Origin of the sequence: Massilia sp. MS-15, assembly GCF_020176695.1 — a bacterium.
Classification (GTDB): domain Bacteria; phylum Pseudomonadota; class Gammaproteobacteria; order Burkholderiales; family Burkholderiaceae_D; genus Telluria; species Telluria hydrophila.
In genome coordinates this window covers 1-25,751 of record NZ_JAIWIA010000038.1, presented here as the reverse complement: position 1 = coordinate 25,751, position 25,751 = coordinate 1, and the positions used below count along the sequence as shown (strand labels likewise).

Below are 25,751 nucleotides of genomic sequence, written 5' to 3'. Positions count from 1 at the left end.
CCTGCCTCGGGCGCATGCATGAGCGCACGATAAAGGGTTCGACCGGTTTTCATGGGCGAAGCTGGGAGGTTGACCAGGTTTATCCGGCGAAACGATGCCCTGGAAGCATTGGTCGCTGCGCATGGGTCGACGAAACCGTCTTGTCGGGCCGACACTCGTGGCGCTACTCCTCTGCGCCCCCATGTTCAAGGGAGAAAAAAAATTGCCCGCATGAGCGGGCAATTATCACTATTCTACTCAACCCTGTGCGAAGGGATGAACATGTTCTGGAGGCGAGGACGGGAGTCGAACCCGTCTAGACGGCTTTGCAGGCCGCTGCATAACCGCTTTGCTACCTCGCCAGATTTCATCTTAGGCTAGCTGATCCGGCGGGTTATGTGCCGTATCAACCGGGACGCCATGGCTTCCCTGAATGTGGAGCGGGAGAAGAGTCTCGAACTCTCGACCTCAACCTTGGCAAGGTTGCGCTCTACCAACTGAGCTACTCCCGCTTAGGAGTGAAACACACGCCGCGCGTGCCGTAAAACCTGTGGAGCGGGAGAAGAGTCTCGAACTCTCGACCTCAACCTTGGCAAGGTTGCGCTCTACCAACTGAGCTACTCCCGCTTTGTCTTTCATCCTGCTGCGTTGTCGTCGCAACAGGCAGGCATTATAGAGATTCTATTCCGTACGTCAAGGATGAGACCGAACATTTATTACAAGCTCAGTTGCCCACCTGGGCCTTTTCCTTGATCAGCGGCCAGGCGCGGCGCAAGTAGTAGAACATCGACCAGACCGTCAGCACGCCGGCCAGCCACAGGAAGTACTCGCCCCAGTAGTGGGTATCGATCTGCAGGACCACGTCATGGAACAGCAGCATCGGGATCGCCGTCATCTGGGCCGCGGTCTTGATCTTGCCGAGCGAGCTGACCGCCACCGACTTGGTGGCGCCGAGCTGGGCCATCCATTCGCGCAGGGCCGAGATCGTGATCTCGCGGCCGATGATGATGAAGGCGATGATGGCGTTCACCCGGTCCAGCTGCACCAGCACCAGCAGCGCCCCCGCCACCATCAGCTTGTCCGCCACCGGGTCGAGGAAGGCGCCGAAGGCCGAGGTCTGGTTCCAGCGCCGCGCCAGGAAGCCGTCGAACCAGTCGGTGATGGCGGCGATGATGAAGACCAGGGTCGCCGCCAGGTTGCGGTCGGCCAGCGGCAGCCAGTGGGTGGGAAGATAGAAAACGCCTACAACCAGGGGAATCAGCGCTACGCGTAACCAGGTCAGGAGAATCGGGATGTTGAAGGGCATGGAGGAAGCACTGATTACGGGAATGAAAGTTTCCGCGTAAGTCTACATGGGTATTGCAAATTGGACTAGGTGACGCGTCTGCATGCCGTATCGCGAGCGTGCGCCCGTGGCCCGCGCCCTGGGCACCGCGTGGGCAGGAGACCCGCCCACCCCACGTCCACAGTGCGCGCCCTTCAGTGCAGCTGGCGGTAGATTTCTTCCGCCAGCGTGCTCGAGATGCCTTCGACCGACATCAGGTCTTCCACGCTGGCGTCGATCACCCCGCGCAGGCCGCCGAAGCGGGCCAGCAGGCGCTGGCGGCGCTTGGCGCCGATGCCCTCGATCTCTTCCAGGCGCGAAGCCTGGCGGGCCTTGGCGCGCTTGGCGCGCATGCCGGTGATGGCGAAGCGGTGCGCCTCGTCGCGGATCATGGCCACCAGCATCAGCGCGGCCGATTCCTTGCCCAGCTCCTGGGGCGCGCGGCCGTCGGCGAAGATCAGGGTTTCCAGGCCCACGCGGCGGCCCTCCCCTTTCGCCACGCCCACGATCATCGAGACCGGCAGGCCGAGCTCCTCGAACACTTGGCGCGCCATCTCGACCTGGCCCTTGCCGCCGTCGACCAGCACGATGTCCGGCATCACGCCCTCGCCGTTGGCCACCTTTTCGTAGCGGCGCTGCAAGACCTGGCGCATCGCGGCGTAGTCGTCGCCCGGGGTGATGCCGTTGATGTTGAAGCGCCGGTATTCGCCGTTCTGCATCCCGTGGTGATGGAACACCACGCACGAAGCCTGGGTCGCCTCGCCCGCCGTGTGGCTGATGTCGAAGCATTCGATGCGCAGCTCGTCCAGGGTCTCGGCGTCCAGGTTCAGGACATCCGCCAGGGCGCGCGTGCGGGCCTGCTGCGACCCCTGCTCGGAAAGCAGGCGCGCCAGCGAGATCTCGGCGTTCTTGCAGGCCAGCTCCAGCCACTGGCGGCGCTGCCCCTGCGGCTGGAAAATCAGGTTGATGCGGTGGCCGCACTGCTGGGCCAGCGCATGGATCAGTTCCGGCTGGTCGAATTCGATGTTCAGGATCAGGGTGCCCGGGATGAACTGGCCGGCATAGTGCTGGGCAAGGAAGGCGCACAGCACCTCAGTCTCGATCGGGCATTCTCCCAAAGGTCCACCCAATGCGTCACCCACGTGGGTCGGGAAATAGGCGCGGTCGCCCAGGTGGCGCCCGCCGCGCACCATGGCCAGGTTGACGCAGGCGCGCCCGCCCTGCACCACCACCGCGATCACGTCGACGTCGGCGTCGCCAACGGTCTCCATGCTCTGCGCGTGCAGCACCTTGGACAGGGCCTGGATCTGGTTGCGCACGCTGGCGGCGCGCTCGAATTTCAGTTCCATCGCGTAGGCCTGCATCTTCTGCTCGAGGTCCGCCAGCACCTCGGTCTGGCGCCCGCGCAGGAAGCGCGCCGCATTGTCGACATCGCGCTGGTAGTCTTCCGGCGCGATCAGGTCGACACAGGGCCCGCTGCAGCGGCCGATCTGGTGCAGCAGGCAGGGGCGCGTGCGGTTGCTGTACACGCTGTCCTCGCAGGTGCGCAGCAGGAACACCCGCTGCAGCAGCTGGATCGATTCCTTGGCCGCCCAGGCGCTCGGGAAAGGCCCGAAGTACTGGTTCTTCTTGTCCAGCGCGCCGCGGTAATACGACATGCGCGGCGCGTCGCCGCCTGAAATCTTGATGTAGGGGTAGGACTTGTCGTCGCGGAACAGGATGTTGTAGCGCGGTTTGAGCGACTTGATCAGGTTGTTTTCCAGGATCAGGGCTTCGGCCTCGCTACTGGTCACCGTCGTTTCCAGCTTGGCGATCTGCCCCACCATCATCGCGATGCGTGGGCTCGACAGGTTCTTCTGGAAGTAGCTCGATACCCGGTTCTTCAGGTTGCGCGCCTTGCCGACGTACAGGACCTTGTCGTTGGCGTCGAAATAGCGGTACACGCCCGGCAGCCCGGGCAGCCTGGCGACCGTGGCCAGCACCTGCTCGCGCGCGCCGGCGCCGGGCTGTACCGGCGTGCGCGCATCGCCCTCGAGGGTGGCTTTCATTTCTTCTTTCATCGCCTGCCAGCCGTCGGGACGGGCGCGCGGGGCCGGCACTTCGGGCCTGGCGCTGGTCTTGCGGGTACGCGCGGGCTTGTCGGCCACCGGCGCGGGAGCCGGCATGGCCGCGCCATTCGCGGCCACATACGCCACCGGCGCTTCCGCTACCTCGGGCGCCCCCTTGTCTTCGGGTTTTGCTTCGGACATCACTCTGCCATCGTGTCGCCCGGCGCCTGGGTCACGATGACGAAGGCGACGCCGTAGTCGGCTTCGTCGCTGATCGTCACCTGGGCGCTGAGCCGGTTATCTTGCATGAATTGTTGGAGGGCGCCGCTGCAGACGATCACCGGCTTGCCGCTCGGGGCGTTCAGCAGCTGCATCGAGCGCCAGGTCATGGGCATGCGCATGCCCAGTCCGATCGCTTTGGAAAACGCTTCCTTGGCCGAGAAGCGGGTGGCCAGGAAGCGCAGGCCGCGCACCGCATTCTTGCTGCTGCGCGCGTGGTATTTTTCAAGTTCCTGGGGGCCGAGGATCTTCTCGGCGAAACGCGGGCCGCTGCGTGCGAGGGCGGCCTCGACACGCGAGATCTGGACGATGTCGGTGCCGATGCCGTAGATCATGTCAGCTCCCCGCTCCGTAGCGCACGCCAAGGCGCGCCGCCACCATGATGGCCTTCATCTCGCGCACCGCGTTCTCCCAGCCCACGAACAGGGCGTGGCCGACGATCGCATGGCCGATGTTCAGCTCGTGGATGTCGGCGATGGCCGCGATCGGCTGCACATTGGTGTAGTGCAGGCCGTGGCCGGCGTTCACGCGCAGCCCGCGGCTGGCGCCGGCATGCACACCGGCCTTGATGCGTTCGATCTCGCGCGCGACCTCCTCGCCTTCGGCTTCGGCATAGCGCCCGGTGTGCAGCTCGATCACGGTGGCGCCGACCGCGCTGGCCGCCTCGATCTGGGCCGCGTCGGCATCGATGAACAGCGAGACGCGGATGCCCTCGCCCTGCAACTGCCGCACCGCGCTCTCCACTTCCTTGTAGTAGCGGATGACGTCGAGGCCGCCCTCGGTGGTGACTTCCTCGCGCCGTTCCGGCACCAGGCACACGTCCTGCGGCCTGACCTGGCAGGCGAAGTCGATCATCTCGCGCGTCACGGCCGCCTCCAGGTTCATGCGCGTGCCCAGCTGCGGGCGCAGGGCGATCACGTCGGCATCCTTGATGTGACGGCGGTCTTCGCGCAGGTGCAGCGTGATCAGGTCGGCGCCGGCCTGTTCGGCCAGCAGGGCCGCGCGGATCGGGTCCGGATAGCTGGTGCCGCGCGCGTTGCGTACGGTGGCGACGTGGTCGATGTTGACGCCGAGGTCGATGACGGAGCCAAGGGGTTGCAGGAAGCTCATGGTGTTCTTTTATCTAAAGTTGCATCAGGTCGATCAGGATCTGGCGCGTATTCAGCGGCGCGCCGCCCAGGTGGTGCGCCAGCAGGAAGCGCATCAATTGCTTGCTCTGCCCCTGCGTCTGCGGATCGCTGTAGTCCTCGCGCTCCATGTCGAGCAGGGTTTTACCGAGCACCACGGGCCAGACGTCGGCCGGCACCGCTTCGCGCGCGCCTTTTTCCGGATCGACCACATAGTCGCGCGCCGGGGCGACCGGCGCGCGCGTCGTGGTCGAACGCCCCAGGTCGGCGGCCACGCCCGTCTCCTTAAGTAAGGCCCTTTCGAATTTTCGCAAGACGATCGGCGGCGGTTCGCCATGGGCCAGCTGGTTCAGGGTCGAGACGTAGTGGTCGAACAGCAGCGGATGCTTGTCGTCGCGCGCAAGCAGTTTCACCAGCAGTTCGTTCAGGTAGAAGCCGCACAGCAGCGCGGTCTTTTCCAGCGGCAGCATGCCGCCTACCCATTCGGCGTCGATCAGGGTACGCAATTCATGCTTGCCGCTGAAGGACAGCGACAGCGGCTGGAAGGTCTGCAGCACGCCGCGCAGCTTCGACAGCGGACGCTTGGCCCCCTTCGCGACCACTCCCACGCGACCGTAATCGCGCGTGAACAGGTCCACGATCAGGCTGGTTTCCTTGTACGGATAGCTGTGCAGCACGAAGCCGGGCTGGCCCGTCACGCGCGTCTCGCGCACGGGCGGACGGCTACGCTTGCCCGCAGCCGTGGCGGAGGCTGCCGGCGCGGCGGCTGGCGTCGATACCGCGCCTCCGGGTGGCGCATCCGGCGTGTCGATGTGGTCGTCGTGGTCGGGCATGCGGGTGGGCGGGCCTCCGGCAGCTTACTCGTAACCGTAGGCGCGCAGGCCCGCTTCGTTGTCGGCCCAGCCGGACTTGACCTTCACCCAGATCTCCAGGTACACGGGGCCGCCGAACAGCTTTTCCATGTCCAGGCGCGACTGGGTCGAGATTTCCTTCAGGCGCGCGCCCTTGTTACCGATGATCATGGACTTGTGCGTATCGCGCTCGACCAGGATGGCGCAGAAGATACGGCGCAGGTTGCCTTCCTGCTGGAACTGCTCGACCAGTACCGTGCTGGTGTAGGGCAATTCGTCACCCAGCAGGCGGAACACCTTTTCGCGCACGATCTCCGCCGCCAGGAACTTCTCGCTGCGGTCGGTGATGTCGTCCGGGCCGAAGATCGGCGGGTTTTCCGGCAGGTGACGCTTGATTTCGTTTTCCAGGGCATCGACCTGGAAGCGCATCTTGGCCGAGACCGGCACAATGGCGGCGAAGTCGTGCATGGCGGCGATCTTCTGGGCGAAGGGCATCAGCACCGCCTTGTCCTTCATGCGGTCCGACTTGTTGATCACCAGCACCACCGGGACGTTCTTCGGCAGCAGCTCCAGCACCTGCTGGTCGGCCGGGCCGAAGGTGCCCGCCTCGACCAGGAACAGGATCACGTCCGAGGACGTCAGGGTGTTCGAGACGGTCTTGTTCAGCGTCTTGTTCAGCGCGTTCGCATGGCGGGTCTGGAAGCCCGGCGTATCGACGTAGATGAACTGGGCGTCGTCACGGGTCTGGATGCCGGTGATGCGATGGCGCGTGGTCTGCGCCTTGCGCGAGGTGATCGACACTTTCGCGCCGATCAGCACATTCATCAGGGTCGATTTGCCGACGTTCGGTCGGCCGACGATGGCGATGTAGCCACAGCGGAAGCCTTCGCCCCCGCCCTGGTCCATGCCATGCTCGGTAGTGCTGCTATCGGTAGGATCGGTACTCATGCTCGTTTGCTTCCTGTTGGTTCGGCCGGAGCGTCGCTCTGGATGGTGGCGATGCCCAGTTTCAGCTGGGCGGCGCGCGGCTTGGCTTTCCTGGCTGCCGGCGCCTTGGTCAGCGCGCCCTGCGCCGCTTCGAGCGCCAGGCGGGCGGCGGCCTGTTCGCCGGCGCGGCGGCTGCCGCCGCGGCCGAAGACCTGCACGTTCAGTTTCGGCACCAGGCATTCGACCTCGAATTCCTGGCTGTGGGCGGCGCCATGGGTGGCGACCACGTTGTAGGTCGGCAGCGGGATTTTCTTACTCTGCAGGAACTCCTGGAGCAGGGTCTTGGCATCCTTGCCGAGGGTGGCCGGGTCGACCGTATCGAGCAGCGGGATGTAGAAGGCGCGGATCGCGTCGCGCGCGGCATCGAAACCGGTGTCGAGGAAGATCGCGCCCAGCAGGGCTTCCAGCGTATCGGCCAGGATCGACGGGCGGCGAAAGCCGCCCGACTTCAGCTCGCCCTCGCCCAGGCGCAGGAACTGCGACAGCTCGAGCTTCTGGGCGATCTCGAACAGCGACTGCTGCTTGACCAGGTTGGCGCGCAGGCGCGACAGGTCGCCCTCGTCGAGATGGGTGAAACGCTCGTACAGAATCGAGGCCACCACGCAGTTCAGGATCGAGTCGCCGAGGAATTCCAGGCGTTCGTTATGCAGCGCGCTATGGCTACGGTGGGTCAGGGCTTGCTGGAGCAGGCCGGTGTCCCGGAACGTATAACCCAAGCGTGTTTGCAATAACTGTAGATTCATTGTGCTGTCGTGGTTGCGCCGGCGCCCGCGCGCGCGGCGTTCTGGTACTGGCCTGTTACTGGTCCGGGTCGGCCCGCGGCGCCACCCCGTTCGGGTCGGTCGTGCCCGCATAATCGATGAGCAGGCTGACATTGCCCATCAGCGGTACCCGCTTTTCGTAGGCAAAGCTGATCTGCACTTCGCCGTCGTCGCGGGTGATGACCAGGTCGCGGCCGTGGATCGCCGAGACATTGTTGATGCCGGCGTTCTTGTCGAAGGCTACCTGTATTTCGCGGGTCGTGCCGCCAGTTTCCTTGGCGCGCACGATCGCATCCTTGATCGCGCTGTATTCGGTGTAGGTCGGCACCAGCTTGAGCGCAAACACCGCCAGCACCCCGAGCAGGGCCAGCGCGAGGATGAGGCCGGTCAGCGAGATGCCGGCCTGGAAAGTCTTGGAACGCAGTTGACGCATCGTGTTCTCCGCTACCTGGATATTACTGGATGCTACCGATCCGTTTCGGATTGCTGAGGTTCATCCAGACGACGATCGCCTTGCCAACAATGTTCTTGTCCGGAACGAAGCCCCAATAGCGGCTGTCGGCACTGTTGTCGCGGTTATCGCCCATCATGAAATAGTTGCCTGGAGGTACGATACAGGTAAATTTGTCGTAGGAATAGTCGCAAGCTTCACGATGGCCGACGAAATCAACGGCGCCCAGGTCGAAGCTGCGCCTGTCCTCGGTATTCAGGATGCGGTGCGGCACGCCGGTCAGGTTTTCCATGAACTGCTTGTGGTACATCGGATGCTGGTCGTCCAGGTAGTCGTCCATCGGCGTGTACGCAACCGGCTTGCCGTTCACGGTCAGGCGCTTGTTTTCATAGGTGATCTTGTCACCCGGCACGCCGATGACGCGCTTGATGTAATCCTGGCTCAGGTCCTTCGGATACTTGAACACCATCACGTCGCCCCGCTGCGGTGCGCCGACCTCGATCACCTTCTTGTTGATGATCGGCAGGCGGATGCCGTAGGCATACTTGTTCACCAGGATGAAGTCGCCCACCAGCAGGGTCGGCACCATCGAGGAGGACGGGATCTTGAACGGCTCCCACAGGAAGGAACGCAGGATGAAGACCAGGGCGATCACCGGGAAGAAGCTGCCGGAGTACTCGACCCAGGTCGGCTGGCGCAGGTGAGCCTGCTCGATCGCCGCGCGCCCGTTGCCGCTGTCGGTCTTGATGCCTTCGCGGCGCAGTTTCTCGTTGCGCTCGTCGTACTCGCGCAGGGCGAGGTCGGCGGCGCGGCGGCGCTGCTTGGACAGCACGAACACGTCCAGGCACCAGATCGTGCCCGTGACCACCATCAGGACGAACAGGATCAGGGCAAAATTGCTCAGCACGGTTTGGATATCCATTTATTTTTCTTCCACCTGGAGGATGGCCAGGAAGGCCTCCTGCGGGATTTCCACTGAACCAACCTGCTTCATGCGCTTCTTGCCGGCCTTCTGCTTTTCCAGCAGCTTCTTCTTACGCGAAATGTCGCCGCCATAGCACTTGGCCAGCACGTTCTTGCGCAATGCCTTGACGTTCTCGCGCGAGATGATGGTGGCGCCGATCGCGGCCTGGATCGCCACGTCGAACATCTGGCGCGGAATCAGTTCGCGCATCTTGGCCGCCACCTGGCGTCCGCGGTAGGGAGCGTTGGCACGGTGCACGATGATCGCCAGCGCATCGACCTTTTCGCTGTTGATCAGCATGTCGACCTTGACCACGTCGGCGGCGCGGTATTCCTTGAACTCGTAGTCCATCGAGGCGTAGCCGCGCGAGGTCGATTTCAGGCGATCGAAGAAGTCGAGCACGATTTCCGCCATCGGGATCTCGTAGTGCAGCTTGACCTGGCGGCCGTGGTAGGCCATGTCCATCTGCACGCCACGCTTGCCGTTACACAGGGTCATCACGGCACCGACATACTCTTGTGGCATGTACAGGTTGACGTCGACAATCGGCTCGCGCACTTCGTTGATCTTGGACGGTTCCGGCATCTTCGACGGGTTGTCGACGCGGACCATGCTGCCGTCGCGCATCTCGACCTCGTACACCACGGTCGGCGCGGTCGTGATCAGGTCCATGTCGAACTCGCGCTCGAGGCGTTCCTGCACGATTTCCATGTGCAGCAGACCGAGGAAGCCGCAGCGGAAGCCGAAGCCGAGCGCCTGCGACACTTCCGGCTCGTACATCAGCGCGGCGTCGTTCAGCTTGAGCTTCTCTAACGAATCGCGCAGGGCGTCGTACTGGTTCGCTTCGACCGGGAACAGGCCGGCGAAGACCTGCGGCTGCACTTCCTTGAAGCCCGGCAGCGGTTCGGGAGCCGGCTTGGCGGCCAGGGTGACGGTATCGCCCACCTTGGCGGCGGTCAGTTCCTTGATACCGGCGATGATGAAGCCCACCTGCCCTGCCGACAGCTCCTGCAGCGGCACCGAACGCGGGGTGAACACGCCGACGCTCTCGACCAGGTTCACGGACCCGGTCGCCATCAAGAGGATCTTTTCCTTCGGACGCAGGGTGCCGTTGACGACGCGCACCAGCATCACGACGCCCACATATGGGTCGTACCAGGAATCGACGATCAGGGCCTGCAGCGGCGCATCCTTGTCGCCCTTGGGCGGCGGGACCTTCGCGATCAGGGTTTCCAGCACGTCTTCCACGCCCAGGCCGGTCTTGGCCGAGCACACGGTAGCGTCGGACGCATCGATGCCGATCACGTCCTCGATTTCTTTCTTGGCATTGTCCGGGTCGGCGTGCGGCAGGTCGATCTTGTTCAGGATCGGCACCACTTCCACGCCCAGGTCGAGCGCCGTGTAGCAGTTGGCCACCGTCTGCGCTTCCACGCCCTGGCTGGCGTCGACCACTAGCAGCGCGCCTTCGCAGGCCGACAGCGAACGCGACACCTCATAGGAAAAGTCGACGTGGCCCGGGGTGTCGATCAGGTTCAGGTTGTAGACCTGGCCGTCGCGCGCCTTGTACTGCAGCGCCGCGGTCTGGGCCTTGATGGTGATGCCGCGCTCGCGCTCCAGGTCCATCGAGTCGAGCACCTGTGCGTCCATTTCGCGTTCCGACAGGCCGCCGCACAGCTGGATGATGCGGTCGGCGAGGGTCGATTTGCCGTGGTCGATGTGGGCGATGATGGAAAAGTTACGTATGTTGTTCATTAACAAAGCTCAAAACCAGAAAGGCCGCGGAAAGCGCGGCAGGCTACAGCGATCAGGACAAAACGAAATCGTCATGCAAAAAAGCGCTCCGTGGGGGCATGCCGGGCCCCGGCCGAAGCGCTTGCGAAAGCGATGGAATGGCGCGTGCAAAAGGCAGACGCTTTTCCGACCCCGGCATTTTACCGGATTCCGCGTCGGAAAGCCCGGTTTTGGGGCAGCTGCCAGGCAGAAAGCAGGTTTTCTTGCCGGTCCGCGACGATCTGGCCGGATTCGCAAGGCGGCGGCGCTATCGCGCCGGGTACTATGCCGCCTTGCGCGCGCTGCCCACGCGCCGCCTGTCCCGCCCTGCACGGCGTCCTGCGCGCTGGCGTTGAACGCGTGGGCGGCGCTGGATCCTCGGACTGGTCGGCGGCCGGGACAAGCCGCCCACCCTACGCGGCGTCGGCCCAGCCGCGCGCGGCCGCCGCATCGAGGAAGTAATGGCACAGCTCCTGCCCGGACGGGTCGCCGAACAGCACCGGCACCAGTTCGTCGAAGCGCGCCAGCAGGGCCGGATCGGCATCGACGTCGAGCACCTCGACCTCGAAGCGCTCGCCGGGGCGCTGCAGCGCCAGCAGCGCCTGCCGCATGTCCTCGCACAGGTGGCAATAGCTGCGCGAGTACAGCGTGAAGGGAATTACCCGCACCGGCGGCACGCTCATTGGCGCGGTTTCACGACGACGTACTGGCTGACGCCCTCGCGCCGCACCAGGAGGGCCACCGGCTTCTTCGGATCGAGCTTGGCGACCAGGGCATTGAACTGGGCGGCATTGCCCACCGGCGAGTTGCCGACCTGGGAAATCACGTCGCCTGGCTGGATGCCGGCAGTGGCCGCACCGCCCTGGACATTCTCGACCAGCACGCCGCTATCGACGCCGAGCTCGCCGCGCTGGGCCGGGGTGATGTCAGACACCACCAGGCCGAGCGCATTCGGCGCCACGCCGGGCGCCGGCTTCTTCGGTGCCGGACGGGCGGTGGGGGACTTCTCTTCCTGCAACTCGACGATGGTGACTGGCAACTCGAGCTGGCTGCCGCGACGCCAGACGGTGACGATGGCGCGGCTGCCGACCTTGGTGGCACCGACCAGGCGCGGCAGGTCGCGCGTGGTGTCGATCGCCTGGCTGTTGAACTTCAGGATGATGTCGCCGACCTTGATCCCCGCCTTTTCCGCGGGGCCGCCGGCCTCCACCATTGCGACTTCCGCGCCGCGCGCCTTGCCCAGGCCGAGCGACTCGGCGACGTCGCGCGTGACTTCGCTGATCTGCACGCCGAGGCGCCCGCGGGTGACCTTGCCAGTGGTTTTTAGCTGCTCGGCGACGCGCATCACTTCGTCGATCGGCACGGCGAAGGAAATGCCGTTATAGGCGCCCGAGAGCGTGGCGATCTGCGAATTGATGCCGATGACTTCGCCGCGCATGTTGATCAGGGGGCCGCCCGAGTTGCCCGGATTGACGGCGACGTCGGACTGGATCAGCGGCAGGTATTCGCCGGTATCGCGCGACTTGGCCGAGATGATGCCGGCGGTCACGGTGTTATCGAGGTTGAAGGGCGAACCGATCGCCACCACCCATTCCCCGACCCGGATCTTGCTCGAGTCGCCAGTGCGCAGGTAGGGCAGGTTGCCCGCCGAGAGCTTGAGCAGTGCCACGTCGGAACGGCGGTCGGCACCGAGTACCTTGGCCTTGAACTCGCGGCGGTCGGTGAGCGTGACGGTGACTTCGTCGGCGCCCTCCACCACGTGGGCATTGGTGAGCACGAAGCCGTCGGCCGAAATGATGAAGCCGGAACCGACGCCGCGCGTTACCTGTTCTTCCACGCCGCCGCCCTGCCCGCCAGGCCGGCTGCCGCGGCCGCCACGCGGGATCTGGCCGCCAAAGAAGCGGCGCAGGAATTCCTGCATTTCCTCTTCGCCGGGCACGCCCTGGCCGCGCGTGATGCGCTCGGTGGTGCGGATGTTCACGACGGCCGGACCGACCTTGTCGATCAGGTCGGAAAAATCGGGCAGGCCGGTCACGACCGGGGCCTGCACCGGCGCCGCCGCCAGTGCGCCGGGCGGGACGGCACCCCAGGCCAGCAGGAGGGACAGGGCCAGGCCGGCGCCGCGCACGGCGCGTGCAGGGAGAGACAGTCGGGATGGGGCGCGCAGCTGCGCGCTGGACGAATCGCGGGTCATGGGATGGCATGGAAGACTGAGATTGACTTTATGGTAAGCCAAAACCCCCGGCTTGTCGCGCTGCGCGTTACGGGATGCGGGTCAATGCACAGGCGGTGGCGCCCGACGCCGGCTGCGCGCCATCGGCGCCGTCGGGCGGCGCGAGCGTTGGAGGCATGGCGGACAGGGCTCCGGCCGCGCTGGCGGGCGCGGTCGGGGCGCGCCGCGGCGGCAGCGGTTCGGCGGCGAGCCTGGCGGCGAGACGGCCGGAAAAAGCGGGCGACAGCGCCGGCGCATACCCGGGCGCCGGCGGCAGTGCGCGCAGCAGGTCGCCGATGCGGTGGTACAGGTCCCAGGTCTGGCGCCCGTCAGGTTCGCGCAGCGAAGCCAGTGCGAGTTCGTGCTCGCTCTCCGGCAGTTCACCGTCGGCAAAGGCCGAGATGGTTTCGCGTGTCTTCCTGTTGGTGTCCATGTGATTGCCGCTTTGCCAGCCTGCGCCCTGTTTGCTGTTCCGCCCGCCTACGATCCCGCTATTCAGCGGCGTTTGTCAACCGGGAAATCGAGTAATGGACGCAATTTCTCGGCGATAACTTCGCGCGCGCGGAAAATCCGGCTGCGCACAGTGCCGATTGGGCAGGCCATGACCTCGGAGATCTCTTCGTAGCTCAATCCTTCAATCTCCCGCAACACGATCGCCGTGCGCAACTCCAGTGGTAGCGCCTCCATGGCGGCATTCACCGTCTGGGCGATCTGCTTGCTTGCCAACATCGACTCGGGCGTGTTTATGTCGCGCAAGCTGTCCGCATCGTCGAATCCTTCCGCCCGTTCCGCATCGGCCTCGGTAGAGGTCGGTGCACGGCGCCCCTGCGTCACGAGGTAGTTCTTGGCGGTGTTGATCCCGATCCGGTACAGCCAGGTATAAAAGGCTGAGTCGCCGCGAAAATGGCGCAAGGCGCGGAAGGCCTTGATAAAGGTTTCCTGCACCACGTCCTCGGCTTCGGCCGGATCGTGCACAAGGCGCGACACCAGGCGCATCAGGCGGCGCTGGTACTTGGCCACGAGCAGGTCGAACGCGCCCCGGTCTCCCCCCTGGACGCGCTCCACTAGCGCCTGATCTCCCTCGCGTTCTGTCGTCACGGACCCCTGCCCCATCGGCTGCACCGGCCCTCCCTGATTAAGAGTTGGCCCGCTGCAATAAGTTCAAAGTATTTTGTGCGCGATCGATGACGCGTCCACTGCCCCGTGGCCCGCACCGAACGCCACCGCCAGGGCACGGAAGCCGTCTGGCGACACGCTGTCGGGCAGGACCGCCAGCGTCCGGCAACGGCCATTGTCCAGGCCCAGGCGCAGCACCATCATCCGCGGCCACACTGTCGAGCCAGGCAGCAGCCGCGCCGGTAGCGAGGTCTGGCTGTCCGGCCGCACACCCTGTTGTACCGTCAGGTGTAGCTGGCTGGGTCCAGAAAGATCAATGCGCTGCTGCGTTGCGCGCCGCAGCGCAGCATGCAGCAGCGACAGGGAGGCGGCCAGCAACATGGCCACGGCCAGGATGACTGCGCGGTTGTGGCCGGGCGCAGCCATGGAGACGCCGGCCGCGGCGGCGGCCAGCACGGCGCCCATGGTCGCCAGCAGCCAGCGCAGGCGGCGCGAGGGCGCGATGACGATGCTCAGCGCATGCGGCATGGCGGCAGGAGACAGTTAGCAAGGGGGGGTAATACGGGCGCCGCAAGCCGGGACCGCGCAAAGAGCACGGCGCTGCAACGAAGGAAGCGCAGGACCGAACGGTCGAGGCTGTCAGGCGCCCATCCCGGTTAGACCGGAATGGGCGTGGTCAGGTTCAGACTTTCGCGAACACGAGGGTACCGTTGGTACCGCCGAAGCCGAAGGAGTTCTTGACCGCGTAGTCGATCTTCATGTCCCGCGCCGTGTTCGCGCAGAAGTCCAGGTCGCATTCCGGATCCTGGTTGAAGATATTGATCGTCGGCGGCGAGACCTGCTTGTGGATCGCCAGCACGGTGAACACCGATTCCAGGCCGCCGGCGCCACCGAGCAGGTGGCCGGTCATCGACTTGGTCGAGTTCACGACGATGTTCTTCGCATGGTCGCCGAATACGCGCTTGATGCCGCGCACTTCCGCCACGTCGCCCAGCGGCGTCGAGGTGCCGTGCGCATTGACGTAGTGGACTTCGCTGGCGTTCAGGCCGGCGTTGTGCAGGGCCGCCACCATGCAGCGGGCGGCGCCGCTGCCGTCCTCGACCGGCGAGGTGATGTGGTTGGCGTCCGCGCTCATGCCGAAGCCGATGACTTCCGCATAGATCTTCGCGCCGCGCTTGACCGCGTGTTCGTACTCTTCGAGCACCATCACGCCGGCGCCCTCGCCCAGCACGAAGCCGTCGCGGTCCTGGTCCCACGGACGCGACGCGGTGGTCGGATCCTCGTTGCGGGTGGACAGCGCCCTGGCCGAAGCGAAGCCGCCCAGGCCCAGCGGCGAGACGGTCGACTCGGCGCCGCCGGCGATCATCACGTCCGCGTCGCCGTATTCGATCAGGCGGGCAGCCGCGCCGATGCAGTGCAGGCCGGTGGTGCAGGCGGTAACGATCGCCAGGTTCGGGCCGCGCAGGCCGAATTTGATCGAGAGATCGCCCGAGATCATGTTGATGATCGAGGCCGGCACGAAGAACGGCGAGATCCGGCGCGGACCCTTGGCCATGTACTCTTCCTTGGTGGCTTCGATCATCGGCAGGCCGCCGATGCCCGAACCGATGGTCACACCGATGCGGTCCGCGTTTTCCTCGGTCACGACCAGGCCCGAATCCTGCAGGGCCTGGATGCCGGCGGCCATGCCGTAATGGATGAAGCTATCCATGTGGCGGCCTTCCTTGCCCGGCAGGTAATCCTCGACATTGAAGTTCTTCACTTCGCCGGCGAAACGGGTCGTGAACTGCGAGGCATCGAACTTGGTAATGTTGGCAATGCCCGACTTACCGGCCAGCGCCGCTTCCCACGCCTCGGCAATGGTGTTGCCGATAGGTGAAATGCAGCCCAGGCCGGTAACGACGACACGGCGGTTGCGTGAACGGCTCAAGCGATTCTCCCAGAAACTTTTAAAGCGACAGCGACAGCTTAGGCCTTGACGTGCGCGGTGGCGTAGTCGATGGCTTGCTTGACGGTGGTGATCTTCTCAGCCTGCTCGTCAGGGATTTCCATTTCGAACTCGTCTTCCAGTGCCATCACCAGTTCCACGGTGTCCAGCGAGTCAGCGCCGAGGTCGTCAACGAACGAGGATTCGATTTTGATGTCTGCTTCTGCAACACCCAGTTGCTCAGCGACGATTTTTTTAACGCGTTGTTCGATATCCGACATGTTATGGCTCCATTAGGTATGTGTTGCGGAAAGTGCGCGCATTTTATCAGGTTTGCGCCGTGAAAAACTACTTTCGGCGATTACCGCTATTTCCACCGAAATTACTGCTAAAAGAAGCGAATGCGCCGTTTCTCGTGCACGCACGCGCGCAGCCGGGCACGCTTCGCCTGCTTTTCGCGATCAATTCATGTACATGCCGCCATTCACGTGCAGTTCGCTGCCCGTGATGTAGGCGGCGGTCGGGCCGGCCAGGAAGGCCACGGCGTGGGCGATGTCCTCCGGCTGGCCCAGGCGGCCCAGCGGGATCTGCTGCAGCAGTGCGCCATGCTGGTCTTCGCCCAGCGCCTTGGTCATGTCGGTATCGATGAAGCCCGGCGCCACGCAGTTGACGGTGATGTTGCGGCTGCCGATCTCGCGCGCCAGGGCGCGGGTCATGCCGGCCACGCCGGCCTTGGCGGCGGCGTAGTTCATCTGGCCCGGGTTGCCCGAGGCGCCCACCACCGAGGTGATGTTGATGATGCGGCCGTGCCTGGCCTTCATCATCCCGCGCAGCACCAGGCGCGACAGGCGGCCGACGGCCGTCAGGTTGGTCGCGATGACGCTGTCCCACTCCTCGTCTTTCATGCGCATGGCCAGGTTGTCCTGGGTGATGCCGGCATTGTTGACCAGGATGGACAGGCTGCCGCAGGTTTTCTGCACCTCGTCGACCACGGCGCCGCACTGGGCGGCGTCGGTGACATTCAGGACCACGCCCTTGCCGCCGAACGCGTTCAGGTAATCGCTGATCGCTTGCGCGCCGGCTTCGCTGGTGGCGGTGCCGACCACTTTCGCGCCCTGGCGCGCCAGCTCCAGCGCGATGGCCTTGCCGATGCCGCGCGATGCGCCGGTGACGAGGGCGACTTGGTTCTGCAGGTTCATGCTCTTCCTTTTCTTGTCGTGTGTATTCAGGCGGCCTGGACCGATGCCAGCACGCGCTCCAGCGCGGCCTGGTCCACCAGGGCTTCGCCGGCCAGCACCGGATCGATGCGCTTGGCCATGCCGATCAGGGTCTTGCTCGGGGCGCACTCGATCACCTGGGTGACGCCGCTTGCCGCCATCTTCTGCATCGTCTCGACCCAGCGCACCGGGCCGGCGGCCTGGCGCACCAGGGCATCCTTGATCGCAGCCGGATCGTGCAGGATAGCGACGTCGACGTTGTTGATCAAGTCGATCCGCGGCGCCGAGAAGGCGATGTTTTCCATATAGTCGCGCAGGCGGTCCGAGGCAGGCTTGAGCAGCGAGGAGTGGAAAGGCGCCGACACGGCCAGCTTCATGGCGCGCTTGGCACCCCTGGCCTTGGCGATCTCGCAGGCGCGGTCGATCGCGCCAGCATGGCCGGCGATCACGATCTGGGTCGGCTCGTTGAAGTTGACCGCTTCGACCACCTCGCCCTGGGCTGCTTCGGCGCAGACCGCGCGCACGTCGTCTGCGCCCAGGCCCAGCACGACGGCCATGCCGCCCTGCCCGACCGGCACCGCGTCCTGCATCGCCTGCGCGCGGAAGCGCACCAGTGGCACCGCATCCTTGAATTGAATCACACCGGCGGCGACCAGGGCCGAGTACTCGCCCAGGCTGTGGCCCGCCACCACGCTCGGGACCGGGCCGCCGGCCGCGATCCAGGCGCGGTATACGGCGACGGCCGCCGTCAGCATGACGGGCTGGGTGTTGGTGGTGAGGTCGAGGTCTTCCTTCGGGCCTTCGGCGATCAGCTTGCCGATGTCGAAGCCGAGGGCATCCGAGGCTTCCAGCACGGTCTGCTCCACGACCGGGTTGCCGGCGAAGCCGTTCAGCATGCCGACGGCCTGGGCGCCCTGGCCCGTAAACAGGAATGCGAATTTGTTCATTATTGTTCTCCGTAGGGTGGGCGGATCTCCGCCCACGCGTTCAACTCAGGGACGCACTGTGGCAACGCATCTGATGCCTGAACGCGTGGGCGGCAAGCCGCCCACCCTACGCCCAACGCACCGGTCCGCCGCCGCAACAGCGTGCCGACCACGCGCACATGCGCGGGAAAATATTACATGCGGGCGAGGATCGCGCCCCAGGTGAAACCGCCGCCGACGCCTTCCATCAGCACGTTATCACCCTTGCGGATGCGTCCGTCGCGCATGGCGGCATCGAGCGCCAGCGGGATCGAGGCGGCCGAGGTGTTGCCATGCTGGTCGACGGTGACGACCATCTTTTCCATCGGCAGGCCAAGCTTCTTGGCGGTGCCCTTCATGATGCGCAGGTTGGCCTGGTGCGGGATCAGCCAGTCGATGTCGGAGGCCTGCATCTGCGCATGGGCCAGCGCTTCCTTGGCCACTTCTTCCAGCACCGTGACGGCCAGCTTGAACACGGCCGGGCCATCCATGTAGAGGAAGCCGCTGCCGGCGACCGCGCCGCCGGCCAGGTTGCCCGGCACCGACAGGATGCCGGCGTGGCTGCCGTCGGCGTGCAGCTTGGTGGCCAGGATGCCGGCTTCGTTCGAGGCTTCCAGCACCACGGCGCCGGCGCCGTCGCCGAACAGCACGCAGGTGGTGCGGTCGCTGAAGTCGAGGATGCGCGAGAAGACTTCGGCGCCGATCACCAGCACCGACTTGTAGACGCCGGCGCGGATGAAGGCGTCGGCGGTCGAGACCGCGTACACGAAGCCGCTGCACACGGCCTGCACGTCGAACGCGGCGCTGTTGTTGGCCATGCCGAGCTTCTGCTGCACGATGCAGGCGGTACTCGGGAAGCTGCCGTGGAAATCCGGGGTGGAGCTGGCGACGATCACCAGTTCGATGTCGCCGGGCTGGCGGCCGGCGCTTTCCAGCGCCTTGCGCGCGGCATGCACGGCCAAGTCGGAAGCGTTCTCGTCGGGGGCCGCATAGTGGCGGCTCTCGATGCCGCTGCGGGTGACGATCCATTCGTCGGACGTCTCGATGCCGCTCTCGGCCAGCTGGGCCGCGAGCGCGTCGTTGGTGACGCGCTTGGCCGGCAGGTAGCTGCCGGTACCGGTGATCTTGCTATACACAGTCATCTCTCCACCATCCTGCTTGGTTCTGGTTACGCCTGGCGCTGGGAGTCAGGCGAAGTCGGCATCAGTTCGGCGATCAGCGCCGACAGTTGCTCTTGGACATCGTATTTGGCCGCGTCGTAGGCGCGCTTGATTGCCCACTCGAAGGCGAAGGCATTGGCCCCGCCGTGGCTCTTGAACACCAGGCCTTTCAGGCCCAGCAGACCGGCGCCATTGTAGCGCTCGGGATTGAGTTTCTTCAGCGATTTCCGGGCCAGCAAGGCGCCGGCGATCGACAGGATGTTCTCGGTGAACACCGACTTGAAGAAGCGCGACAGACCTTCGACCGCCTTGAGCGTGACGTTGCCGACGAAGCCGTCGCAGACCACCACGTCCACGGTGCCCTTGAAGATGTCATTGCCTTCCACATTGCCGTGGAAGTTCAGCTTGCCGCGCTCATGGTCGGCGCGCAGCAGGACCCCGGTGGCCTTGACCACGTCGTTGCCCTTGATTTCCTCGGTGCCGACGTTGAGCAGGCCGATGCTGGGGCGTGGAATGCCTTCCATCGCCGAGCACAGCACCGAGCCCATGATGGCGAACTGGTGCAGGTGGTGCGGTTCGCAGTCCACGTTGGCGCCCAGGTCGAGCATGTAGGTCGGGCCGTTCTTCTGGTTCGGCATGATCGAGCAGATCGCCGGACGGTCGACACCGGCCATGGTCTTGAGCACATAGCGCGAGACGGCCATCAGGGCGCCGGTATTGCCGGCCGAGACGCAGGCATTGGCCCCGCCGTCCTTGACCAGCTCGATCGCCACGCGCATCGACGAATCCTTCTTCTTGCGCAGGGCGATTTCCAGGGGATCGTCCATGGTCACGACCTCGGTCGCGTGCTTGACGGTCATACGGGGATGGCCTTCCGCGCGATGCTTCTTGAGCTCGGCGCGCAGGGTATCTTCGAGACCCACCAGGATGAGGTGGACGTCAGCTTGTTTTTTTAGAAACGAAATGGCTGCCGGAATGGTAACTGAGGGGCCGTGGTCTCCGCCCATGCAGTCAATGGATATGGTGATTGTCATTTGTTAGGGATGCCGGCTCAGGCAAGACGAGCAAGACAGGCGATACGGCGGGCGGCAGGATGGGATCGGGCATGGCACGGGGCCAGCCATGGTCCACGCAATTCAAAATGACGGAGTGCAAGCTTGTTGCAGCCGCTAAGAACGGAAATGCGAAAGAAAAAGCGGCGCCACGCACAGAACATACGTCGCACCGCTTCCATGGTACTGAACAACAAGACGGCGATTATTCGTCGTTCTTGGTCTTCAGGACTTTACGGCCACGGTAGAAACCGTTCGGGCTGATGTGGTGACGCAGGTGGGTTTCGCCGGTGGTCGGCTCGACTGCCAGGTTCGGTGCGGTCAGGAAATCGTGCGAACGGTGCATGCCGCGCTTCGACGGGGACTTCTTATTCTGCTGAACTGCCATGATGACTCCTAATACATAAGTTCTAAAATTCTAACACATTCGACTTGCAAATACTTGCAGATCGAGTATCCCAGCGGCAATTTCTTATTCAATCCATTGCCGACATGTTTTAACGCTGCCTACATCACTGCCTACTGCCATACTCGACTACTGCACGCGTTTGACACGTTCTTTCAGTCGTACTGCGGGTGCTGCCTTGCTACGCTGCGGTACTACAAATTCGGTTTTTACTCTGGCTTGAGATTTTTCAGGGCCGCGAACGGCGAGACCTTCTCGGTCTTGAGGCCATCCAGCAGCTTGGTGTCCGGACATACCTCGTGCTTCGGTGCCTGCGGCAGGGCCAGCAGGGCTTCGTCTTCCAGCAACTGGCGGATATCGCACTCGCGGCTGCCGACGATCACGTCGATGCTCTCGTCGTCGAGGATTTCCTCGATCGCGTCCGCATCCTCGTCGTCCTTGCCGAGCACCAGCATGGTGGACGAGTCGATCTGGTAATCCATCGGGGTCAGGCAACGCTGGCAGACCAGCTTCACGGGGCCGGTGACCGCCAGGGTCATCGACGGATAACCCTGCCTGGTCAGTCCGCCGTCGATCGACCAGCGAATCTCGCCGGACGCGCCACCGGACTTGTCGGCGCATTCAGCGGCCAGACGGGTCATCTCGGCAACGGGCGTCACGCCCTCGCGGTGTCCGCTATTCCGGCAAAACTCGAAGGCGTCAATGACAAAAGCGCTCATTTGGAAAACTTCCCCGGAAAACCTGCGATAATAACAGGCTTCTCGCCGCAGAGTCAAAGACTTGCGCTGTTTTCGGCAGCCCGCGTTGTATGCCGTATCCAGGGTCCGGCAAGTCGATTCCGTATCAGCAGGCTTATTTATCGCGTTCTCTTGTTCGAGACCCGGATGTATCAGCTTTTCTTATAGCTTATTGCTTTGCCGACCGCAATGATACCAAGTTCCGCGCCGCCGCGCCTCATTCTCGCTTCCAGCTCCGCCTACCGCCGCGAACTGCTGTCGCGCCTGCAACTACCTTTCGAGGCGATTGCCCCCGACATCGACGAAGCGCCGCTGCCCGGCGAGGCCCCGCAGGATACCGCCCTGCGCCTGGCGCGCGGGAAGGCCGCGGCGGTGGCGGCGCGGGCGCCCGGCGCGCTGGTGATCGGCTCGGACCAGGTTGCCACGCTGGACGGCATGCAGATCGGCAAACCCGGCGACCATGCGCGCGCCCTGGCGCAGCTGCAACTGATGCGCGGCCGGCGCGTCGTCTTCCATACGGCCCTGTGCCTGTGGGACAGCCGCGCGCCCGACCCGGCCCGCGCCGTCCAGCTGGACAACGTGCAGGTCTTCGTTGACTTCCGCGACCTGCCCGACGCCGAACTGGACGCCTACCTGCGCATCGAGCAGCCCTATGACTGCGCAGGCAGCGCCAAGAACGAGGGCCTGGGCATCGCCCTGCTGGAACGGATCGTGTCGGACGACCCCACCGCCCTCACCGGCCTGCCCCTCATCGCGCTCACCGGCATGCTGCGCCGCGCGGGCGTCTCCTTCTTTGGCCTGTAACCCTTATCCTTACCAATCAACGATGCCTGGCACCCTCTACCTGATTCCCAACACCCTCGGCCCTGTCGACGCCGCATCCGGCGCCTTGTCCGCCCTGCTGCCCACGCAAGTGCAGGCGCTGACCGCGCGCCTCGATTATTTCGTGGCCGAGAACGCCAAGACGGCGCGCGCCTTCCTGAAACTGGTCGCGCTCGACCATCCACTGGCGCGGCCGCTGCAGGAAATCGAGATCGCCGAACTGAACGTGAATACCCCGGCGGCGGCCCTCGATCAGCTGCTGGCGCCGCTGCTGGCCGGACGCGACGCCGGCCTGGTGTCGGAAGCAGGCGTGCCGGCGGTGGCCGATCCGGGCGCCGACCTGGTGCGCCTGGCCCACCAGCATGGGATTCCCGTACGGCCCCTGGTGGGGCCGTCCTCGCTGCTGCTGGCCGTGATGGCAAGCGGCCTGAACGGCCAGAGTTTCGCCTTCAATGGCTACCTGCCGACCGACGCCGGCCAGCGCAGCAAGCGCATCCAGCAACTGGAAGGCCGTTCGCGCAGCGAGAAGCAGACCCAGCTGCTGATCGAGACCCCCTACCGCAACGGCCAGATGCTGGAAGCCCTGGTCGGCGCCTGCCAGCCGGGCACCCTGGTGTGCGTGGCCACCGACCTGTCGCTGCCGAGCGAATCGGTCAGGACCTTGAGTGCGGCCAGGTGGAAGGCGGCGCTGGCTGCCGGCAAGGGGCCGGACTTCCACAAGAAGCCGACCGTGTTCCTGTTCCTCGCGCAGTAAGGAGAGCCGGGGCGCGGCGCCCTTCGCGCCGGCGTGGCGATCAGTGCGGCTCGTGGGTCAGCTCGCGCACCCAGTCGAAGGCTTGCAGCTCGATGCTGCGGATCTGCGCCACCGACAGGTTCAGCCGGCACAGCGCATTGTAGAGTTTGCCGCCGCCCTCGGCCGCCTCGAGCAGTTCGGCCACCCGCAGCATGGTGCCGAACTCCCCTTCCCGCTCGATCAGCGCGGCGCGCACTTCGTCCGGCACCTCGACGTTGTCGAGGATATCGCGCATCGGGATCGAGAACAGGGCGTCGGCCAGCGACATGATGCCCACCGTGAAGGCGCGGTCGGCCCGCGCCGCATCCTGCGGCGCGCGCGCCAGCGACATCAGTTCCAGCAGCTTGCCGCGGGTAGTGGCCAGCTGCAGCAGCGGCGAAGCCAGTTCCGCGCCCCCGGCCGTCGTGTACAGCAGGATCTGCAGCCAGCGCTGCAGCTGGCGCCGCCCGAGCTGCTGCAGGGCCTGGGCCAGCGATTCGATCCGGGTACCGGACGCCGCGCGGCTGTTCACCAGGCGCAGCAGGTTCAGGCTGATCAGGGCGTCGCGCTTGACCGCCGTCTCGATGCTGGCAGCGTCGGCATCGGAGCTCACCAGCTCCAGCAGGCGCAGGATCGCCATTTCGGACGGTGCGATCTTCTTGCCCGACAGGATCACCGGGCGCGCAAAATAATAGCCCTGGAAGTATTCGAAGCCGAGGTCCATGCAGAGCCGGAATTCGTCGAGCGTCTCGACCTTTTCCGCCAGCAGCTTCTTGCCGGTGGCCCGCAGCGAAGCCACCAGGCGCTCGAGTTCCTCGCGCGGCACCAGCTTGACGTCCACCTTGATCACGTCAACCAGGCCGACCAGCCGGTCGAGCTCGGGCGAATGCTCGACCACGTCGTCCACCGCGAACTTGAAACCGAGCTCCTTCAGCTCGGCCACGCGCGCCAGCAACGCCTGGGTCGGCTTGACGGTCTCGAGGATTTCGAGGATAACCTGGTGGGGCGGCAGGAAACGCACGAAGTCGCTCATCAGGACGACCTCGTCCACATTGACGAAAGCCAGGCGTTCGCCTACCACCTGCTCCATGCCGAGCTGGGATGCGTGGGAAATGACAGCCGCCGTCGCCGCCGCATTGTCGGTCAGCTTGGCGTCGTCGTCCTCGCCCGCGGCGCGGAACAGCAGCTCGAATGCCACGAGGTGCTGATCCCGGCCAAGGATGGGCTGACGCGCGAGGAAAAAATCGTTGGACGGCACGGATGCCGCTGCCGCTGCTTCGGCATGCATCGGTAAAACTCCTGGAAACTGTTGCGGCACGAAGGCGCCGGCCGGCGGACGCGCACATCCGCCTCGAAGACTATACTACAAATCCGACATTATTAGCATTTTTATATCGAATTGTGTGCTCAGCGCTTGCCGCTCCGGCTGCCCGGACGCGGACCGGCCGTCCTGGGGCCGCCATCCGAAGGCCGCTTGCCTTCCGCGCGTGCCGGGCTGGAGGCTGGCGCCTGCGGCTTGCCCTGCGCGTTGCCGTCCGGACGCCAGGCGCGCCGCGGCGCCGGGGTGGCCGGCTTGGCCGGCTTGGCGGCGGGGCCGCCCTCCTCACCCTCGCGCAGCATGCTCTGGCCCGGCAGGCGCAGGCTGCCCTTGCCTGACAGCGGGCTGGCGCGGCGCGCATTGCCGACCGGGGCGCGCGGTCCCTCGCCCGCCAGGCGCGCCGAGGCGGCGCCCGTGAGTTGGGTGCCGCGCTCGATGGTGAAGCGCGCGCCGCTGTCCTTGCCCAGCACCTGCACCAGGTAGGGCATGGTTTCGCGCAGCATGGCTTCCAATGTATACGGCGGATTCAGGATGAACATGCCGCTGCTGTGCAGCCCGACGCCGTCCGGGCCGGGGGTCGAGATGGTGAGGGTGACGTTCAGCCATTCCTTGGCCGGCAGGCGCTTGAGCTTGTCGGGGAACTGGCGCGACTCCATGCGCTGCAGCACCGGGTACCAGACCGCATACATGCCGCTCGGGAAGCGGCCGAGGGCTTCTTCGAGCGCGTCGCGCACCTTCTTGTAGTCGTCCTTCACTTCATACGGGGGGTCGACCAGCACCAGGGCCCGGCGCGACGGCGGCGGCAGCAGCTTCTTCAGGCTCTGGAAGCCGTCGCCATGCTCGATGATGACGCGCTTGCCGCGCGCGCGTTCGCCCTGCTCCGCCTTGTGCGCCTCGGCCTTGCGCACGTTCTCGTGCAGGATCTTGACGTCCGCCGGGTGCAGCTCGAACAGGCGCAGGCGGTCGTCCAGGCGCGCCATCTGGTCGGCCACGTAGGGCGAACCCGGGTAGTAGCGCATCTTGCCGCTCGGGTTCATCGACTTGACCAGGTCCAGGTAAGGCTTCAGCGGTGCCGGCACCTCGGTCGCGTTCCACAGGGGGCCGATCCCGGTGTCGTACTCGCCAGTCTTGGTCGCCTGGAAGCTGTCCAGCGCATAGACGCCGGCGCCGGAGTGGGTATCGATATAGGTGTAGGGCACGTCCTTCTGGTTCATATACAGGTGCAATTGCACCTGGACGAAGTGTTTGAGGACATCGGCGTGGTTACCCGCGTGGAAGGCGTGGCGGTAGCTCAACATAAGCTGGAATTCCTGAGAAAGTGTCGGTGCCGGGTCTGAACGGCGCAATGGGCGCCATTATCCACTACATCGACACTTCCCGGGCTTTTGTAGATACTGTTATGGTCGTCAAGCGCCGTGCAGTACCGGCTTGAACTTTTCGCCGCTTTTTAGCACGCCGAAGGCGACATGCAGCATCTTGCGCATCATGGCCACGATCATTGTCATC

The 25,751-nt window shown here is 64.9% G+C and carries 27 protein-coding genes and 3 tRNA genes; 2 read left to right on the top strand and 28 right to left on the bottom strand.

The genetic code is table 11. From position 1 onward, the window contains the following. Window positions 1-267: 267 nt before the first annotated feature. From LCI23_RS15380 to LCI23_RS15255, 26 genes are all read right to left on the bottom strand, one after another. Window positions 268-341, bottom strand: a tRNA-Cys gene (locus tag LCI23_RS15380). A gap of 74 nt (window positions 342-415) precedes the next feature. After that, window positions 416-491: transfer RNA gene (locus LCI23_RS15375), tRNA-Gly, on the bottom strand. A 39-nt stretch (window positions 492-530) separates the two neighbouring features. After that, window positions 531-606 (bottom strand) — tRNA-Gly (locus LCI23_RS15370). Window positions 607-703: 97 nt separating this feature from the next. Further along, window positions 704-1,285, bottom strand: a complete 582-nt coding sequence (pgsA, locus tag LCI23_RS15365; protein ID WP_224947321.1) for a CDP-diacylglycerol--glycerol-3-phosphate 3-phosphatidyltransferase — start codon at window positions 1,283-1,285, stop codon at window positions 704-706. Window positions 1,286-1,458: 173 nt separating this feature from the next. Next, entirely contained in the window at window positions 1,459-3,351 is a 1,893-nt protein-coding gene (gene uvrC / locus LCI23_RS15360; RefSeq protein WP_224947426.1) for an excinuclease ABC subunit UvrC, read from the bottom strand. 200 nt (window positions 3,352-3,551) lie between these two features. Then, window positions 3,552-3,965, bottom strand: coding sequence for a holo-ACP synthase (acpS, locus tag LCI23_RS15355; protein WP_224947320.1), 414 nt, complete (start codon window positions 3,963-3,965; stop codon window positions 3,552-3,554). Window position 3,966: 1 nt separating this feature from the next. Next, a complete protein-coding gene (pdxJ, locus tag LCI23_RS15350) occupies window positions 3,967-4,740 on the bottom strand; it encodes a pyridoxine 5'-phosphate synthase (RefSeq protein WP_224947319.1) in 774 nt (257 codons plus the stop codon). Between the two features lie 13 nt (window positions 4,741-4,753). Further along, a complete protein-coding gene (recO, locus tag LCI23_RS15345; protein WP_224947318.1) occupies window positions 4,754-5,590 on the bottom strand; it encodes a DNA repair protein RecO in 837 nt (278 codons plus the stop codon). Window positions 5,591-5,614: 24 nt separating this feature from the next. Then, the gene (gene era, locus LCI23_RS15340) at window positions 5,615-6,514 is read right to left on the bottom strand and encodes a GTPase Era (RefSeq protein ID WP_224947425.1); all 900 of its coding nucleotides are present in this window, start codon (window positions 6,512-6,514) and stop codon (window positions 5,615-5,617) included. Window positions 6,515-6,552: 38 nt separating this feature from the next. Further along, on the bottom strand, window positions 6,553-7,311 hold the full coding sequence (rnc, locus tag LCI23_RS15335; RefSeq protein ID WP_229516863.1) for a ribonuclease III: 759 nt from the start codon (window positions 7,309-7,311) through the stop codon (window positions 6,553-6,555). Between the two features lie 82 nt (window positions 7,312-7,393). Next, window positions 7,394-7,789: a DUF4845 domain-containing protein gene (locus LCI23_RS15330; protein WP_224947316.1), complete on the bottom strand. Its 396-nt coding sequence runs from the start codon at window positions 7,787-7,789 to the stop codon at window positions 7,394-7,396. 22 nt (window positions 7,790-7,811) lie between these two features. Next, window positions 7,812-8,729 (bottom strand): signal peptidase I, encoded by a 918-nt coding sequence (lepB, locus tag LCI23_RS15325; RefSeq protein ID WP_224947315.1) that lies wholly within the window; start codon window positions 8,727-8,729, stop codon window positions 7,812-7,814. After that, entirely contained in the window at window positions 8,730-10,523 is a 1,794-nt protein-coding gene (lepA, locus tag LCI23_RS15320; protein WP_224947314.1) for a translation elongation factor 4, read from the bottom strand. A gap of 431 nt (window positions 10,524-10,954) precedes the next feature. After that, window positions 10,955-11,224: a glutaredoxin family protein gene (locus LCI23_RS15315; RefSeq protein WP_224947313.1), complete on the bottom strand. Its 270-nt coding sequence runs from the start codon at window positions 11,222-11,224 to the stop codon at window positions 10,955-10,957. Next, complete coding sequence (locus tag LCI23_RS15310) at window positions 11,221-12,735, bottom strand: DegQ family serine endoprotease (RefSeq protein ID WP_224947312.1); 1,515 nt, start codon at window positions 12,733-12,735, stop codon at window positions 11,221-11,223. The genes LCI23_RS15315 and LCI23_RS15310 overlap by 4 nt, the downstream gene beginning before the upstream one ends. Before the next feature lie 67 nt (window positions 12,736-12,802). Beyond that, complete coding sequence (locus LCI23_RS15305; protein ID WP_224947311.1) at window positions 12,803-13,186, bottom strand: sigma-E factor negative regulatory protein; 384 nt, start codon at window positions 13,184-13,186, stop codon at window positions 12,803-12,805. A 62-nt stretch (window positions 13,187-13,248) separates the two neighbouring features. Continuing rightward, on the bottom strand, window positions 13,249-13,866 hold the full coding sequence (rpoE, locus tag LCI23_RS15300; protein ID WP_374041180.1) for an RNA polymerase sigma factor RpoE: 618 nt from the start codon (window positions 13,864-13,866) through the stop codon (window positions 13,249-13,251). A gap of 48 nt (window positions 13,867-13,914) precedes the next feature. Beyond that, window positions 13,915-14,397: a protein YgfX gene (locus LCI23_RS15295; protein ID WP_224947309.1), complete on the bottom strand. Its 483-nt coding sequence runs from the start codon at window positions 14,395-14,397 to the stop codon at window positions 13,915-13,917. A gap of 154 nt (window positions 14,398-14,551) precedes the next feature. After that, window positions 14,552-15,799 carry a beta-ketoacyl-ACP synthase II gene (fabF, locus tag LCI23_RS15290; RefSeq protein WP_224947308.1) on the bottom strand — a complete coding sequence of 416 codons (1,248 nt, stop codon included), beginning with the start codon at window positions 15,797-15,799 and terminating at the stop codon, window positions 14,552-14,554. 38 nt (window positions 15,800-15,837) lie between these two features. Then, entirely contained in the window at window positions 15,838-16,077 is a 240-nt protein-coding gene (gene acpP / locus LCI23_RS15285; RefSeq protein ID WP_020653257.1) for an acyl carrier protein, read from the bottom strand. Between the two features lie 180 nt (window positions 16,078-16,257). After that, the gene (gene fabG, locus LCI23_RS15280) at window positions 16,258-16,995 is read right to left on the bottom strand and encodes a 3-oxoacyl-ACP reductase FabG (protein ID WP_224947307.1); all 738 of its coding nucleotides are present in this window, start codon (window positions 16,993-16,995) and stop codon (window positions 16,258-16,260) included. Window positions 16,996-17,021: 26 nt separating this feature from the next. Next, complete coding sequence (gene fabD / locus LCI23_RS15275; RefSeq protein WP_224947306.1) at window positions 17,022-17,960, bottom strand: ACP S-malonyltransferase; 939 nt, start codon at window positions 17,958-17,960, stop codon at window positions 17,022-17,024. A gap of 173 nt (window positions 17,961-18,133) precedes the next feature. After that, entirely contained in the window at window positions 18,134-19,120 is a 987-nt protein-coding gene (locus tag LCI23_RS15270; RefSeq protein ID WP_235584459.1) for a beta-ketoacyl-ACP synthase III, read from the bottom strand. 26 nt (window positions 19,121-19,146) lie between these two features. Continuing rightward, the gene (gene plsX / locus LCI23_RS15265) at window positions 19,147-20,172 is read right to left on the bottom strand and encodes a phosphate acyltransferase PlsX (RefSeq protein ID WP_224947305.1); all 1,026 of its coding nucleotides are present in this window, start codon (window positions 20,170-20,172) and stop codon (window positions 19,147-19,149) included. A 223-nt stretch (window positions 20,173-20,395) separates the two neighbouring features. Continuing rightward, complete coding sequence (gene rpmF, locus LCI23_RS15260; RefSeq protein ID WP_005666806.1) at window positions 20,396-20,578, bottom strand: 50S ribosomal protein L32; 183 nt, start codon at window positions 20,576-20,578, stop codon at window positions 20,396-20,398. Between the two features lie 227 nt (window positions 20,579-20,805). Next, a complete protein-coding gene (locus LCI23_RS15255) occupies window positions 20,806-21,315 on the bottom strand; it encodes a DUF177 domain-containing protein (RefSeq protein WP_224947304.1) in 510 nt (169 codons plus the stop codon). 207 nt (window positions 21,316-21,522) lie between these two features. Between LCI23_RS15255 and LCI23_RS15250 the strand changes: the two genes are divergently transcribed. Both LCI23_RS15250 and LCI23_RS15245 read left to right on the top strand, forming a co-directional pair. Next, window positions 21,523-22,137 carry a Maf family nucleotide pyrophosphatase gene (locus LCI23_RS15250; protein WP_224947303.1) on the top strand — a complete coding sequence of 205 codons (615 nt, stop codon included), beginning with the start codon at window positions 21,523-21,525 and terminating at the stop codon, window positions 22,135-22,137. A gap of 22 nt (window positions 22,138-22,159) precedes the next feature. Beyond that, complete coding sequence (locus LCI23_RS15245; protein WP_224947302.1) at window positions 22,160-22,909, top strand: SAM-dependent methyltransferase; 750 nt, start codon at window positions 22,160-22,162, stop codon at window positions 22,907-22,909. A gap of 40 nt (window positions 22,910-22,949) precedes the next feature. On the opposite strand, the gene LCI23_RS15240 is transcribed toward LCI23_RS15245, so the two are convergent. After that, window positions 22,950-24,215 carry an EAL and HDOD domain-containing protein gene (locus tag LCI23_RS15240; RefSeq protein WP_224947301.1) on the bottom strand — a complete coding sequence of 422 codons (1,266 nt, stop codon included), beginning with the start codon at window positions 24,213-24,215 and terminating at the stop codon, window positions 22,950-22,952. A 119-nt stretch (window positions 24,216-24,334) separates the two neighbouring features. Beyond that, on the bottom strand, window positions 24,335-25,543 hold the full coding sequence (gene rlmJ / locus LCI23_RS15235) for a 23S rRNA (adenine(2030)-N(6))-methyltransferase RlmJ (RefSeq protein ID WP_224947300.1): 1,209 nt from the start codon (window positions 25,541-25,543) through the stop codon (window positions 24,335-24,337). Window positions 25,544-25,751: the final 208 nt, after the last annotated feature.

Coding starts and splice junctions, on each gene's coding strand:
- fabG (WP_224947307.1), bottom strand. CDS start 16,995: ATGAACCTGCAGAACCAAGTCGCCCTCGTCACCGGCGCATCGCGCGGC.
- pgsA (WP_224947321.1), bottom strand. CDS start 1,285: ATGCCCTTCAACATCCCGATTCTCCTGACCTGGTTACGCGTAGCGCTG.
- rpoE (WP_374041180.1), bottom strand. CDS start 13,866: ATGGGGCAGGGGTCCGTGACGACAGAACGCGAGGGAGATCAGGCGCTA.
- LCI23_RS15250 (WP_224947303.1), top strand. CDS start 21,523: ATGATACCAAGTTCCGCGCCGCCGCGCCTCATTCTCGCTTCCAGCTCC.
- LCI23_RS15245 (WP_224947302.1), top strand. CDS start 22,160: ATGCCTGGCACCCTCTACCTGATTCCCAACACCCTCGGCCCTGTCGAC.
- LCI23_RS15305 (WP_224947311.1), bottom strand. CDS start 13,186: ATGGACACCAACAGGAAGACACGCGAAACCATCTCGGCCTTTGCCGAC.
- uvrC (WP_224947426.1), bottom strand. CDS start 3,351: ATGAAAGCCACCCTCGAGGGCGATGCGCGCACGCCGGTACAGCCCGGC.
- rpmF (WP_005666806.1), bottom strand. CDS start 20,578: ATGGCAGTTCAGCAGAATAAGAAGTCCCCGTCGAAGCGCGGCATGCAC.
- LCI23_RS15310 (WP_224947312.1), bottom strand. CDS start 12,735: ATGACCCGCGATTCGTCCAGCGCGCAGCTGCGCGCCCCATCCCGACTG.
- LCI23_RS15295 (WP_224947309.1), bottom strand. CDS start 14,397: ATGCCGCATGCGCTGAGCATCGTCATCGCGCCCTCGCGCCGCCTGCGC.
- lepA (WP_224947314.1), bottom strand. CDS start 10,523: ATGAACAACATACGTAACTTTTCCATCATCGCCCACATCGACCACGGC.
- plsX (WP_224947305.1), bottom strand. CDS start 20,172: ATGACAATCACCATATCCATTGACTGCATGGGCGGAGACCACGGCCCC.
- acpS (WP_224947320.1), bottom strand. CDS start 3,965: ATGATCTACGGCATCGGCACCGACATCGTCCAGATCTCGCGTGTCGAG.
- recO (WP_224947318.1), bottom strand. CDS start 5,590: ATGCCCGACCACGACGACCACATCGACACGCCGGATGCGCCACCCGGA.
- pdxJ (WP_224947319.1), bottom strand. CDS start 4,740: ATGAGCTTCCTGCAACCCCTTGGCTCCGTCATCGACCTCGGCGTCAAC.
- era (WP_224947425.1), bottom strand. CDS start 6,514: ATGGACCAGGGCGGGGGCGAAGGCTTCCGCTGTGGCTACATCGCCATC.
- LCI23_RS15255 (WP_224947304.1), bottom strand. CDS start 21,315: ATGAGCGCTTTTGTCATTGACGCCTTCGAGTTTTGCCGGAATAGCGGA.
- rlmJ (WP_224947300.1), bottom strand. CDS start 25,543: ATGTTGAGCTACCGCCACGCCTTCCACGCGGGTAACCACGCCGATGTC.
- acpP (WP_020653257.1), bottom strand. CDS start 16,077: ATGTCGGATATCGAACAACGCGTTAAAAAAATCGTCGCTGAGCAACTG.
- lepB (WP_224947315.1), bottom strand. CDS start 8,729: ATGGATATCCAAACCGTGCTGAGCAATTTTGCCCTGATCCTGTTCGTC.
- LCI23_RS15315 (WP_224947313.1), bottom strand. CDS start 11,224: ATGAGCGTGCCGCCGGTGCGGGTAATTCCCTTCACGCTGTACTCGCGC.
- LCI23_RS15330 (WP_224947316.1), bottom strand. CDS start 7,789: ATGCGTCAACTGCGTTCCAAGACTTTCCAGGCCGGCATCTCGCTGACC.
- fabD (WP_224947306.1), bottom strand. CDS start 17,960: ATGAACAAATTCGCATTCCTGTTTACGGGCCAGGGCGCCCAGGCCGTC.
- LCI23_RS15270 (WP_235584459.1), bottom strand. CDS start 19,120: ATGACTGTGTATAGCAAGATCACCGGTACCGGCAGCTACCTGCCGGCC.
- LCI23_RS15240 (WP_224947301.1), bottom strand. CDS start 24,215: ATGCATGCCGAAGCAGCGGCAGCGGCATCCGTGCCGTCCAACGATTTT.